The following is a 12,989-nucleotide window of genomic DNA, read 5'->3' on the forward strand; positions in this document are numbered from 1 at the left end:
CGGCGCCCAGCGGCGCCGTCGCAATGCCTCAGCCGGTCTTACCGGTGTGGTTATTCAGTGAAATAACCTTGGTCTTCCCGATCCGGTGACGATAAATCTCACGCAAGTACTTGATGGCCTTCTTCACGCAGTCCCGCGACAGGCGGATGTCATTGATCGACACGAACTTGTCTTTGTCGTTAATCAACTCGCGGTACTTCTTCTCATACATGGGCTTGATCGCGTACCAGTTGGTGTCGAGGATCTTCGCCGGGTTCTCGAACTCGTTGAGTAGCTCGTCGATACGGTCTTCGTCGAAGTCCTCGTGGATGATGAAGTCCAGGATCGAGTTGTCCAGGGTGTCATCGAAACGGTACGGGTTGCGCGCAAAGCAGCGTTTGATAAACGCCACGATCAGCGTCAGGAAGTCATCCGACAGGCACGGGCTTTTCGCGATCAGGGTGGTCAGCGACAAGTTGGCTGAGGCGCCGATCACCAAGGCGTAGCGCTTGAGGGTGGTGTTGGGGAACAGGCTGTTGAGGTGAGTCTTGAGCCGGTTCAGGTCCATGTAGGACAGCTTGTAGTCCTTGGGCAGGGACACGATCGAGACCACTGACGAGCAGTTCTTGAAGAAGTGCAGGTCATGCAGCGCCGCCGCGTCGTAGCCGGAGTTCTTGTACTGTTCCAGGGAGGCCTTGTAGCGTTTGGATTCGATCGGCAACAGGCTGATGCCTTCGATGGCCTGGGTGACCTTGTTGAAGTGCGGCAGGTCGATGGAGCGGAAGAACAGGTCGTCGATGTTCAGGCGCTGTGGCTCTTTCTCGAATACCTTGAATTTGTCATTCGACGGTGCCGGCGTTTCCGGAACCACGGACTCGGCGTAGGCAATCGCCACCGGGCCGGCCAGGCTCATGAACAGGTCGTTGGCATCCAGGCGAATGGTCTCGCCGATGTCGATGCCGGCGCGGCGGAAGTAGTTCTGGTCGTAGTCGGTGGTGACGGCCTGGGCCGTGAGGATGTTGAAGATCTGCTGGGAAATGTACTGGTTGGCGTGTTTTTCCATGGCATTGACGTCAATGTTCTGGATATTGCCGTCATCGCTCTCTTCGGCGTAGCGCATGATGTCGTTGGAGATCAGCATCATCGCGTTCCACGGCCGGATGCGGCCCTTCACACTGGCTTCGCTGCTGTCTTCGTTGTCGAAGTTGTAAGAGAAGTCCCATTCTTCCGACAGGTATTTGCACAGCAGTCGCCCGGCGTTGATGTGCAGCGCCTCGGACATTTCGCTGCGGTGGTCGGAGATATTGGGCAGCACGCAGATGCCGCTGGTGAAGATCGGCTCGAACACAAAGGCGTGGCCGCTTTTGCTGTCGTGCTCGTCGGCGGGCTTGGTGTCGAATGTCTTGTTCATGTACGAGTGTTGCTGGGCCAGACCGAATTCCGAGGCCATGCCCGAGCCGGTGCCACCGCCGGCGCTGAAGATCGAGAAGTACAGGCGCGACTGGTTGGCCTTGATGCCGCAGGAGTCGATCAGGTACGAGTGGATCATCTTCCAGTCGGGGCTGGAAAAACGCTGGGTGTCTTTATTGAGGATGATCTTGGCCAGGTACTGGCCGAGGATCGGCGCGTTACCGGCGCCACCGGCATGGACTTCCGAGAGGTCCATGATTTTCATCTTGCTGTAGTCGCGCAGGAAGCCGCTTTTTTCGCCCTTGCGCGAGAAGCGGATGCGCCCGGCGATGTCCTTGTCCAGGTCGCCGAGCATCACCAGTGGTTCCACCAGGAACACCGGTTTGCTCGCCTTGCCGCTGCCCAGGCGCAGGTTGTTGCGGATCCACTGGGCCGGGCTGTAGCCCTTGTCCTGCGACTTGTCTTCGTTGCTGAACTCGTTCAAATAGAACTTGCGCGCGTTGTACACCAACTCCGCCACGTCCAGCGCAATGTTCGAACCGCAGCGGCCCAGGCCGATCAGGCACACCGAGGGGAATTCCTGCTCATTGCGCGGATCGCTGTCGCCTTCCTGGTGGGGCGGGCGCGGGAACACCATGTCGCGCAGGCCATCGAGGTTGTCGAGGATGCGGTCGGTATTGGTTTCGGTGAAGTACAGGTATTGCTGGGTGGCCAGCGGCCGGGCGGTGCTCAATGACTTTGAACCTGAGGGCGTGTCCGCAGGAGCTGGGAGCAACACGTCGGATACCACGGTGGCAGAGTTATTTTTAGAGGTCATTTTGCGCCATGTGCCTGGACGGATGGCTGAAACAAATCAAAGGGCCATCACGGAATGGGTGTTCGCGACTTTGCAGTGCGTCCTTGTCTTGGGCGAAGGGGGATAACCCTGGTTTCTCCAGGGAAAACCTGGCCGGACTCTGATGAATCGGCCGTTTGTCGGCGTTCTTTAGGCAAATGATGGCGAAATGCCAAATATTGGGCGTCAGCGAATTGGCCTGACGATGGACTTTGAGCCGCCGCGGCTTGAGGACGTTTCTTTCGGCGAGCCGTTGTCTTTGGTGCCCACCACGCTGCGCGGGTAGATCGGGTTACGCATGTTGATGCTCTGGATCACACCAATGATGTCACTGGCCGCCACTGCTGGGCTCAGCAGGTAACCCTGGACGAAATCGCAGTCATGCTTGAGCAGCAGCTCGAATTGCGCCTGGGTTTCGACGCCTTCAGTGATTACCTGCAAGTGCAGGGTGTGGGCCATGCCGATAATTGCCTGAACGATCTCGATATCCGTGGTGGACTTGGGAATATCCTGGATAAACGAGCGGTCGATCTTCAAGGTATTGAGCGGCAGGCGCTTGAGGTAGGCGAGGGACGAGTAGCCGGTGCCAAAGTCGTCGATGGCCAGTGACACGCCCAGCGCGCGAATTTGCCGCAGCAGCGTCAGGGTGCTGCTGATATTGCCCATCAGCGCATTTTCGGTGACTTCCAGCTCCAGGCGGTTGGCGGCGACGCCGCTGAAGCGCAGCGCATCTTCGATTTCATCCGCCAGCTCGTCACGGGCCAGGTTCAGGGCCGAGCAGTTCACCGACATCGTCAGTTCGGTATAGCCTCTGTCAGAAAGCATTCTTAGGTCATGACAGGCTTGGCGCAACACCCAGTGGTCCAACTCGGCAATCAGCCCATTGTTTTCGGCGATGCCGATAAACCGATCTGGCGCCAGCAGGCCGTGCTTTGGATGTTGCCAGCGTACGAGGGCCTCCAGCCGCGTAACTTTGCCCAGTTTCATGTCAAAGATCGGTTGATAGAACAGCACCAGTTGGTCGTGGGTGCGCAAAGCGCCGCGCAGTTCCTCTTCCAATTGCAGCTCGAGAAAGGCGCGAGTTTTCAGGTTGGAACTGAAGAAGTTCAGGTTGTTGCGCCCAGTGTCCTTGGACTGATACAGCGCCAGGTCGGCAGTTTTCAGCAGCTCCTCGCAGGTGAGGCCGTCATCGGGGAACAGGCTGATGCCGATGCTGGTGGTCATTACCATGCGTCGACCGGCCAGCTCGATGGGTTCTTTCATCTGTTGCATGATGCGCTGGGCCAGGTGCCGGGCTTCGTCGCGGTGGTGGATGCTGATCAGGATGCAGAACTCATCGCCGCCGAACCGCGCAACCACGTCGGCATGGCTGCGCACCGAGCCCTTGATATGCGCGGCCAGCACGGTGAGCAACTGGTCACCTGCGTCATGCCCGAGGCTGTCGTTGATGCGTTTGAAGTGGTCGATATCAAGAAAAATCACCGCCATCATGCCGTGGGAGGCGGTTTTTTCGGCAAGCTTCTCTGCAAAGATCTGATTGAAACCCCGGCGATTGAGCAGGCTGGTCAGGGCGTCGTAATGGGCCACTTGTTGCAATGAAGCGCGCGCCTGATCCAGTTCGCTGAGCAACGCATTGACCCGGCGCAGGTCGCGTTCCTTATGCTGCAGTTTCTTGTCCGCCAGGGCAGCACTGATGCTGCTGCCAATCACCAGGAGGGTGATGACCGCCACCGACAAGCCCAGCTGGATAGGGTTGTTACCCGAAGGCAATGAGAGGTCAGCCCCGGTGGGAACTATTAATTGCATCGCGGCCATGCCGGTAAAATGCATGCTCAGGATTCCCGCGCCCAATACCAGGCTGGCGGCGTATTTGAGCAGTTGATGAAACATGCCGGTGCCGGTGCGCAGGTAGCTCGACAGCAACAACGCAGCCAGGCTTGCGCCCATGGCGATGGCCACCGAGGCTATGAACAACTCTGTCTCAAAATACAGCTGGGCCTGGGAACGCATGGCCGACATGCCGACGTAATGCATCAAGGCGATGCTGACGCCCATCCATAGGGAGGCCAGCCCATACTGGTGCATCCGCAGGTGAGGATGGCTGAGGGTCTGCATGGCGATCAACGAGGCGGTCAGCGCGATGAGCAAGGACGCGAACGTCATCAACAGATCGTAGTGAATCGCGATAGGCGCCTGGAAGGCCAGCATGCTGATGAAGTGGGTGGACCATATCCCGCCAGCCAGGCAACTGGCGCCGAGCCAGCGCCAATGGCGCTGCGCGGTCGGGTCCTCGACATGACCTACGCGTTCAGCCATGTCGAGCGTGCCGAAGCCTGCCGCGCAAGCGACGAGGTAGGCCAACAGCACCAAAAAGGGGTTATGACTGCAATTGAGTAATAAATGCCCGCTTTCTGGAAGCCCGGTGAAAAAATGCAGACCCAGCCATTCCATAGCATGCCCCGTCATAGCGTCACGTCACTGCCTACGGCGATGACCTAATTAGGTCGAGTATAGAGGCCTTACGGAATTTGCCATGGGTGATGGCACTTTGCTCTGAATTATTTTGGCATCCTGCTCATAGCGTTTGATGCTAAGCGCTGATGGGCAGCGCCAATTCGAAGGGCGCTTGCAACGGCGCCAAGCCAAACGCGGCGCGTGCGGCATCGCAATCGACGTTCTGCACGCCCTGGCTCCACGACGCGTCAAACTCGCGGCAGGGGCTTGAGCGTTGCTCATAGATCGAGCAACTCGTCCCTTTACCCACTTCACCTTCAAGGCTGCAGCAGCGGACGGGCTTCTTGTCGGTACCGATCATCGCCACGCGCGTTGGGTTGATTTGCACCACCAGGTCGTCGGGCACCGTGCCCCCCGATGAGGCGCACTCTCCCCAGAAGAAAGACACACGAAAGTATGAACAGCAGGCACCGCAACTCAGACACGGACTGGCTTCGGACATGGGCGTCATCAATAGGATAAGAAGAGGGGGGACTACGGGAAGGCTCGCCATTCTATCCGTGCCATGGCGGTTGGGAAGGGGGCGCGGACTTATATTTTCGTAGCCAAAGTCCCGCAGCACCGGGTGAAATCATGCCCTATCAGCTTTACGAATCATTACAGACAACCGCCGCCCGCCTGACTATGTTGCAGGTACCGGGCAGGATGCAGCGGGCATCGCAGCTCTCATAACAATAAAAGAGACGGACCCATGCAGAACTCGACCCAAGCGGCGAATGCCTGGCGCATTCTGTTCCTGCTGTTCCTGGCCAATCTGTTCAACTTTTTCGACCGCACCATTCCGGCGATCATCATTGAGCCAATCCGTATGGAATGGCACCTGAGCGACTTCCAGCTCGGCATCATCGGCACCGCCTTCACCCTCGTCTACGCCATCGCCGGCTTGCCCCTGGGGCGTATGGCCGACACCGGCTCGCGCAGCAAGCTGATGGGGTGGGGCCTGTTCGCCTGGAGCGGGCTGACGGCGGTCAACGGCCTGGTCGGCAGTTTTTGGACGTTTTTGCTGGTGCGCATGGGCATCGGCATCGGCGAAGCCAGCTATGCGCCAGCGGCCAACTCGCTGATTGGCGACCTGTTCCCGGCGCACCGCCGCGCGCGGGCCATGGGCATTTTCATGCTGGGCTTGCCATTGGGGCTATTGCTGGCGTTTTTCACCATCGGTTGGATGGTCAAGGCGTTTGACAGCTGGCGCGCACCGTTCTTTATCGCGGCAGTGCCGGGGCTGATCCTTGCGGTGTTCATGTTCTATATCAAGGAGCCCAAGCGCGGCGCGGCGGAAACCGTGCAGGTTTCCCAGGAACGCGTCGATCGCCCGGTTCGCCGCGTGCTGGCGGTGCCCACCTTCCTGTGGCTGGTGCTGGCCGGGCTGTGCTTTAACTTTGCCACCTACGCCTGTAACTCGTTCCTGGTGCCGATGTTGCAGCGTTACTTCCTGATGCCGCTGCAAGACGCCGCCGTGGCCACCGGGGTGATCGTCGGCCTGACCGGCCTGGTGGGCCTGACCCTCGGCGGCTGGATCGCCGACAAGATCCATCAACGCGTTGCCAATGGCCGGCTGTTGTTCGCCGCGTTCAGCCTGATCATCTCCACCGTGACCACCGCCTGGGCGTTGCACGCCGGGCGCATCGAGATTGGCGTATTTGTGGCGTTGTTCAGTGTGGGCTGGTTGTTTGCCTATAACTTCTACACCTGCGTGTACACGGCGATTCAGGACGTGGTGGAACCGCGCCTGCGGGCCACGGCGATGGCGCTGTTTTTTGCAGGGTTGTACTTGCTGGGTGGGGGGATGGGGCCGATCGTCGTGGGTGGGCTTTCCGATCATTTTGCCCATTCGGCGATGTATGCGGCGGGGGCGGAACAGATGACGGAGGCCTATAAGGCGGTGGGGTTGCATGACGCCATGTACCTGATACCGGTGGCGCTGTTCTTGACCATGTTGTTTTTGTTTCAGGCGTCGCGCTGTTTTGTGCGGGATGCCAAGCGGATGAAAGAGGGGTTGGTGGCGGTGGAGGTGCCGGCTGCTGTGGCTACGGTTTGAGACCGAGTTGATCCTTTCGCGAGCAAGCCCGCATTTGGAATGCGTTCCCCTGTGGGAGCGGCGGTGCGACGCTTCGACTTGCTCGCGAAGAGGCCACACAGGCAACAATATGCTCAAGCGAATAAAAAAGGCCCGCATTGCGCGGGCCTTCTTTTTAGCGGAGTAGGGCGGTAATCAACCCGCCACCAATACCCGAATCGCTTCCAGTCGCAGCGCCGCTTTATCCAGCATGGCCAAGCCTTGCTCGCGCTGATTGCGCAGGGCAACCAGCTCGCTGTCACGCACGGTCGGGTTGACCGCTTGCAACGCGGTCAGGCGCGCCAGCTCTTCGTCGGTGTCCGCCGCCAGGCGACGTTTGGCGTCGGCTACGCGCTCGGCGTGGCGCGGGGTGATCTTCTCTTCGCCGGCGTTGATCCGTGGCGTCAGATGGTCGCGCTGGGCCTGGATAAACTTGTTGGCGCTGGCCCGAGGCACGCTTTCCAACTGGTCGTTGAGGGTTTCGAACGACACGCGGCCCGACAGGTCGTTGCCATTGGCGTCCAGCAGACAGCGCAGTGCCGCCGGCGGCAGGTAGCGACCCAGTTGCAGCGCGCGCGGCGCTACCACTTCGCTGACGTAAAGCAGCTCCAGCAACACGGTGCCCGGCTTGAGGGCCTTGTTCTTGATCAGCGCCACGGCGGTGTTGCCCATGGAGCCGGACAGCACCAGGTCCATGCCGCCTTGCACCATCGGGTGTTCCCAGGTGATGAACTGCATGTCTTCGCGCGACAGTGCCTGGTTCCGGTCGTAGGTGATGGTCACACCTTCGTCGTCGCCCAGGGGGAAGCTGGCGTCGAGCATTTTTTCGCTGGGCTTGAGGATCAGCGCGTTTTCCGAATGGTCTTCGCTGTCGATGCCAAACGCGTTGAACAAGGTTTCCATATAGATCGGCAGGGCGAACTGGTCGTCTTGTTCAAGGATGTCTTCCACCAGTGCATCACCTTCACCCGCGCCGCCGGAGTTGAGCTCCAGCAAGCGGTCGCGACCGGTGTGCAGCTCCTGCTCCAGGCGCTCGCGTTCGGCGCGGGCCTCGTCGATCAAGGCTTGCCACTCGCCGTCGTCGCCGTTTTCCAGCAGCGGCAGCAGGCGCGGGCCGAACTGGTGCTGCAAGGCGTTGCCGGTCGGGCAGGTATTGAGAAACGCGTTCAGCGCTTCGTGGTACCACTGGAACAGACGCTCTTGCGGGCTGGTTTCCAAGTAAGGCACGTGCAGTTCGATCACATGCTTCTGGCCGATCCGGTCCAGACGGCCGATCCGTTGTTCCAGCAAGTCAGGGTGGGACGGCAGGTCGAACAGCACCAAATGGTGGGAGAACTGGAAGTTACGGCCTTCACTGCCGATCTCGGAGCAGATCAGCACCTGGGCGCCAAACTCTTCATCGGCGAAGTAAGCGGCGGCGCGGTCACGCTCGAGGATGTTCATGCCCTCGTGGAACACCGTGGCCGGAATGCCGGAGCGCACTCGCAGGGCGTCTTCCAGGTCCATCGCGGTTTCGGCGTGGGCGCAGATCACCAGGACCTTGGTGCGCTTGAGCATTTTCAGCTGGTCGATCAGCCACTCGACCCGTGGGTCGAAGCGCCACCAGCGGTTTTCTTCTTCGATGTCCGGCTGCGACTGGAAGCTGACTTCCGGGTACAGCTCGGCGTGCTCGCCCAGCGGCAGCTCAAGGTATTCGTCCGGGTTCGGCAGCGGGTAAGCGTGCAGCTTACGCTCCGGGAAGCCCTGCACGGCGGCGCGGGTGTTACGGAACAGCACGCGCCCGGTGCCGTGGCGGTCGAGCAGCTCACGCACCAAACGCGCGCTGGCTTCGGTATCGCCATCGTTGACGGCGGTGAGCAGTGCTTCGCCTTCGTTGCCGAGGAAACCCTGGATGGTCTTGTGGGCTTTTGGCGACAGGCGACCTTTGTCCAACAGCTCTTGTACCGCTTCGGCCACCGGGCGATAGTTTTCGCTTTCGGCGCGGAAGGCGTGCAGGTCGTGGAAACGGTTCGGGTCCAGCAGGCGCAGGCGCGCGAAGTGGCTGTCCTGGCCCAGTTGTTCCGGGGTGGCGGTGAGCAGCAGCACGCCGGGAATCACTTCAGCCAACTGTTCGACCAATGTGTATTCGGGGCTGGCTTTCTCTTCATGCCACACCAGGTGGTGGGCTTCGTCGACGACCAGCAAGTCCCAGCCAGCCGCGAACAGTGCGTCCTGGGCCTTCTCGTCGTCCACCAGCCAGTCCAGCGCGACCAGCGCCAGTTGGGTGTCTTCGAACGGGTTGGCGGCATCGCTTTCGATAAAGCGTTCTTCGTCGAACAGCGCGACTTGCAGGTTGAAGCGCCGGCGCATTTCCACCAGCCACTGGTGCTGCAGGTTTTCCGGGACGAGGATCAGAACGCGGTTGGCGCGGCCCGAGAGCAGTTGGCGATGGATCACCAGGCCGGCTTCGATGGTCTTGCCCAAGCCTACTTCGTCGGCCAGCAATACCCGAGGCGCGATACGGTCAGCGACTTCACGGGCGATGTGCAGTTGGTGCGCGATAGGTTGCGCGCGCACGCCGCCCAGGCCCCACAGCGAGGACTGCAATTGGCGGCTGGTATGTTCCAGGGTGTGGTAGCGCAGCGAGAACCAGGCCAGCGGGTCGATCTGCCCGGCGAACAGACGGTCGCTGGCCAGGCGGAACTGGATAAAGTTGGAGAGTTGGGTTTCCGGCAGGGTGACCTGCTCGTTCTCCCCTTTGAGGCCGTGGTACACCAGCAAGCCGTCGACATCGTCGACTTCCTGCACGGTCATCTTCCAGCCTTCGAAATGGGTGATGGAGTCGCCCGGCGAAAACCTTACGCGGGTGAGGGGCGCATTCCGTAGCGCATACTGGCGAGTGTCGCCAGTGGCCGGATAGAGCACGGTCAACAAGCGGCCGTCCTGTGCCAGAACGGTGCCTAACCCCAGCTCTGCTTCGCTGTCACTAATCCAGCGTTGCCCCGGTTGATACTGCTGCGCCATGCTGCCTGACTCCCGCCGTGAAAAAGCCGACTATCTTAACGGAACAAGGCCCTCATCCAAAGGACTCTGACAAAAACTACTGCGTTTGGTGGACGCATTCAGCGCTGAATCGACGGGTGGCGGGCACTTGCCAGTGTCGACTGGGTCACAGCCTGGCGAGCTTCTGCTCAAGTCACCCTGCAACCCGCCGACAGCCTGTTGATCAGGAGAGTAATCATTATGCTGCCACCCATGTTGCCCGTCAGCGTTGTGCCGGTGACGTCACAACTTGATCCGGTGCGCCAGAAGCCGGATATCCCGCCCGTGGTGCCCGTTCAGCCGAGCTCCAATGAGAGCACCATCGACCTGAAAAAGGGCGACGCCGAGACTTCGGCGTTTTTGCTGCGCGAAGAACAACGCCGCCAGCAGGAACAACAGAAGCGCCGGCGTGAAGCCGATGAAGATCCAGAGCAGCACCTGGCCATTCCGGGGGATGTGCTCAACGCCGACAACACCGTGCCGGTGATTCCACTGATCGAAGACGCGCCGCGCCAGGGCCTGTGGGTCGATGTCGAGGTTTAGTCGCGCAACTCGCGTAAGGCCGCTGACAGCAACACGATATCGTCCTCGTTGTTGAGCGGGCTGACTGAAATCCGCGCCACGCTTTGCAGGCCTCGCGCTTGCATATCCAGCGGGGTATACGCCACGCCGTTAGCGCCGATATTGATGCGCTTCAAGCCCAGGCGCCGTTTGAGTTCGAAGGCGTCCCAACCGGCCAGGTTGAAAGCGATCAAGCCTGATTGACGGGCGCCCAAGTCATGCAGGGAGATGCCCGGCATCTCACGCAATGCTTCGCGAATTCGCTCACTGGTCTGCGACACTTGCTCCCAGACGCGCTCGATGCCCAGTCGATTCATCTCCTGCAACGCATTGCCCAGCCCGGCCAGCAACGCAAACGACGTCTCGCTGGTTTCAATGCGGCGGGCATCGTTGCGCAGGTCGAACCCCTGGGCGGTCCATGGCGCTGAAAACACGTCGCGCTGAGCAGGCTTCAATCGCTCGAGAAACGCCGGGCGCACATACAACAGCGCTGTACCACGTGGCCCGCGCAGGTGTTTTCGACCGGCCGACTTGAGCACATCACACTGCAGCGCCTGCACATCTACTGGCATCTGGCCGACGGCTTGGCCGGCGTCGATGAAATAGGGGATGGCGTGGCGCCTGGCGACCTCGCCGATGGCCTGGGCGGGGTTGATCAGTCCACCATTGGCCGGCAGCCAAGTGAGGTCGATCAACTTCACATGGGCATCGATCATTGATGCCAGCGCCACTGGGCAGGCCGCGCCACTGTCATCGCAGGGGATGACTTCGATCCGTGCTCCGGCTTGCACGGCCAGTTCCATGCACGCCAGGTTACCGCCCCACTCGTGACGGCCCACCAGAATGCGGTCGCCGGGCTGCCAGCGGCCCAAGGCCTGGAAGGCCATGCTCCAGGCGGTCGAGCCGCTGCTGGCAAAGGCAATTGAGGACGCCGGCGCATTGAGTAACTGCCCGGCGGCGCTGCGGGCTTTTTCTAGCAGCACCTCGCCGTGCTCGCCGGCCTCCATCGGACCGTCGCGGGCTTCGCGTTGCAGCTGCGCGATGATTGCGTCGAGGGTCGGCTGGCTGGGCAGCGAGGCGCCGGCATGGTTGAAATGCACGAGGCCGGACTGGCAGCCTGGTGTTGTATCCCGCAACTGTTGGATTTCGCGCGGGCTCATGGGCGCAACTCAAAAATCGCATCAACCTCCACCGCCACGCCGGCCGGAAGGCTGGAAACGCCCACGGCGGTACGCACATGCCGACCTTTTTCGCCGAGGGCGTTGACCAACAGGTTGGAGGCACCATTGGCGACCACGCTCTGTTGCGTGAAATCAGCGTGGCTGGCGATAAAAACGCCCAGGCGCAGCGTGCGCATCAGGCGTGACAGGTCATCACCCAGCGCATCGTTCAACTGAGCCAGCAGGCTCAACGCGGCGAGTTCCGCCGCTTGTGCGCCTTCTTCGGCACTCAAGGATTCACCCAGCCGGCCCACGTAGGCAGGTTTACCGTCCACCAGTGGAATTTGCCCAGAGATGAACAACTGGTTCTGGCTGATGACGTGGCTGATGTAGTTGGCAGCCGGTTGGCTGGGGACGGGCAGCGTGAGACCGAGAGCTTGCACGCGTTGGCGGATGGAGTCGCTCATGATGAATCCTCTTGAGTCAGAAGGTTTCAGCATGTTGGTTGCTCAGATAGGCGACAAACGGATAGATCTCACGCGACGTATCGAAATCACTCACGCGTCGGCGCAGGTTTCCTTCAGCCACTGGCTGAAACATGCGGCTGCTTCACTCGTCGTGCCCTGCGGGGCGATGAGCCAGTAGCCAATGTCGCTGTGATAGGGCGGCCAATCGAAGGCTTGTACCAGGCTGCCGTCCAGGAGCTTGCGCTCGATCAGGCGATGACGGCCCATGGCGATGCCTTGTCCAGCCACAGCGGCTTCAACCACGATGTTGTAGTCGTGCAGCATCACACGGGGGCGGTTGGCGAGGTCGACGTGGTAATGCTCAGACCAATCGGTCCATTCAAACGGGCGGTGCGAAGTGGCCATCAGCAGCGGGCCGTCATGCAGGGCCTTGAACGCCGGGCAGCACACCGGGGAGAGGATTTCCGGCATCAGTAGCGTGGCCTGTACATCGGGCCAATCGCCCTTGCCATAGCGGATGGCAAGGTCGACCTCGGCGGCTGCGACGTTCGCCAGCTGGATCGCCGGCAACAACTCCACTTGGATGTGCGCGTAGCGGTTGAGAAAACCGGCCAGGCGTGGTGCCAGCCACAGGGTGGCAAAGGAGGCCAGCAAGCCGATGCGCAATACCGTGGCGCTAGGGGGCACGCGTTGGGCACGGGTAGCGGCGGCAATGGCGCCAAGGGCCGGGCTGATTTCGTCGTAGTAACGTTGGCCGTCGGCAGTCAGGTCAATCGCGCGCGTGCGTCGGATAAACAGCGGTTTGCTCAAGTGTTGCTCAAGTTTCTGTACTTGATGACTCAGGGCGCTCTGGGTCACCGACAACTCGTTCGCGGCCTTGATAAAACTCAAATGCCGCGCCACGGCTTCAAAGGCGCGCAGCGCCAGCAACGGCGGAAGGTCCTTGTGCAGTGCCACCTGAGTGCGTCTCCTGATAGGGAAAAGTA

General features: G+C 60.6%; 9 protein-coding genes. 2 read left to right on the forward strand and 7 right to left on the reverse strand.

The annotated features are described in order from the left end of the window. Positions 1 to 28: 28 nt before the first annotated feature. The 3 genes from AACY08_RS11545 to AACY08_RS11555 form a co-directional block, all read right to left on the reverse strand. On the reverse strand, positions 29 to 2,206 hold the full coding sequence (locus AACY08_RS11545; protein WP_339469520.1) for a hypothetical protein: 2,178 nt from the start codon (positions 2,204 to 2,206) through the stop codon (positions 29 to 31). 204 nt (positions 2,207 to 2,410) lie between these two features. Then, positions 2,411 to 4,675 carry a putative bifunctional diguanylate cyclase/phosphodiesterase gene (locus AACY08_RS11550; RefSeq protein ID WP_339469522.1) on the reverse strand — a complete coding sequence of 755 codons (2,265 nt, stop codon included), beginning with the start codon at positions 4,673 to 4,675 and terminating at the stop codon, positions 2,411 to 2,413. Between the two features lie 139 nt (positions 4,676 to 4,814). Continuing rightward, the gene (locus tag AACY08_RS11555; RefSeq protein WP_339469523.1) at positions 4,815 to 5,180 is read right to left on the reverse strand and encodes a YkgJ family cysteine cluster protein; all 366 of its coding nucleotides are present in this window, start codon (positions 5,178 to 5,180) and stop codon (positions 4,815 to 4,817) included. A 249-nt stretch (positions 5,181 to 5,429) separates the two neighbouring features. Between AACY08_RS11555 and AACY08_RS11560 the strand changes: the two genes are divergently transcribed. After that, positions 5,430 to 6,776: a spinster family MFS transporter gene (locus AACY08_RS11560; RefSeq protein ID WP_339469525.1), complete on the forward strand. Its 1,347-nt coding sequence runs from the start codon at positions 5,430 to 5,432 to the stop codon at positions 6,774 to 6,776. Between the two features lie 174 nt (positions 6,777 to 6,950). On the opposite strand, the gene rapA is transcribed toward AACY08_RS11560, so the two are convergent. Beyond that, positions 6,951 to 9,797: an RNA polymerase-associated protein RapA gene (gene rapA, locus AACY08_RS11565; protein WP_339469526.1), complete on the reverse strand. Its 2,847-nt coding sequence runs from the start codon at positions 9,795 to 9,797 to the stop codon at positions 6,951 to 6,953. Positions 9,798 to 10,016: 219 nt separating this feature from the next. Here rapA and AACY08_RS11570 point away from each other — a divergent pair, with 219 nt between their 5' ends. Beyond that, a complete protein-coding gene (locus AACY08_RS11570; RefSeq protein ID WP_339435920.1) occupies positions 10,017 to 10,358 on the forward strand; it encodes an aspartate-semialdehyde dehydrogenase in 342 nt (113 codons plus the stop codon). Here AACY08_RS11570 and AACY08_RS11575 read toward each other — a convergent pair. From AACY08_RS11575 to AACY08_RS11585, 3 genes are all read right to left on the reverse strand, one after another. After that, positions 10,355 to 11,536, reverse strand: a complete 1,182-nt coding sequence (locus AACY08_RS11575; RefSeq protein ID WP_339469527.1) for an aminotransferase class V-fold PLP-dependent enzyme — start codon at positions 11,534 to 11,536, stop codon at positions 10,355 to 10,357. The genes AACY08_RS11570 and AACY08_RS11575 overlap by 4 nt on opposite strands. Then, positions 11,533 to 12,003: a RidA family protein gene (locus AACY08_RS11580; protein ID WP_339469528.1), complete on the reverse strand. Its 471-nt coding sequence runs from the start codon at positions 12,001 to 12,003 to the stop codon at positions 11,533 to 11,535. The genes AACY08_RS11575 and AACY08_RS11580 overlap by 4 nt, the downstream gene beginning before the upstream one ends. A 90-nt stretch (positions 12,004 to 12,093) precedes the next feature. Further along, on the reverse strand, positions 12,094 to 12,960 hold the full coding sequence (locus tag AACY08_RS11585; protein WP_339469529.1) for a LysR substrate-binding domain-containing protein: 867 nt from the start codon (positions 12,958 to 12,960) through the stop codon (positions 12,094 to 12,096). Positions 12,961 to 12,989: the final 29 nt, after the last annotated feature.

Source organism: Pseudomonas sp. EL_65y_Pfl1_R83, assembly GCF_963970695.1.
GTDB classification, from domain to species: Bacteria; Pseudomonadota; Gammaproteobacteria; order Pseudomonadales; family Pseudomonadaceae; genus Aquipseudomonas; species Aquipseudomonas tritici.

Excerpts from the sequence above, each read along its gene's own strand:
- AACY08_RS11545 (WP_339469520.1), bottom strand. The coding sequence starts at position 2,206 with ATGACCTCTAAAAATAACTCTGCCACCGTGGTATCCGACGTGTTGCTC.
- AACY08_RS11550 (WP_339469522.1), bottom strand. The coding sequence starts at position 4,675 with ATGGAATGGCTGGGTCTGCATTTTTTCACCGGGCTTCCAGAAAGCGGG.
- AACY08_RS11555 (WP_339469523.1), bottom strand. The coding sequence starts at position 5,180 with ATGTCCGAAGCCAGTCCGTGTCTGAGTTGCGGTGCCTGCTGTTCATAC.
- AACY08_RS11560 (WP_339469525.1), top strand. The coding sequence starts at position 5,430 with ATGCAGAACTCGACCCAAGCGGCGAATGCCTGGCGCATTCTGTTCCTG.
- rapA (WP_339469526.1), bottom strand. The coding sequence starts at position 9,797 with ATGGCGCAGCAGTATCAACCGGGGCAACGCTGGATTAGTGACAGCGAA.
- AACY08_RS11570 (WP_339435920.1), top strand. The coding sequence starts at position 10,017 with ATGCTGCCACCCATGTTGCCCGTCAGCGTTGTGCCGGTGACGTCACAA.
- AACY08_RS11575 (WP_339469527.1), bottom strand. The coding sequence starts at position 11,536 with ATGAGCCCGCGCGAAATCCAACAGTTGCGGGATACAACACCAGGCTGC.
- AACY08_RS11580 (WP_339469528.1), bottom strand. The coding sequence starts at position 12,003 with ATGAGCGACTCCATCCGCCAACGCGTGCAAGCTCTCGGTCTCACGCTG.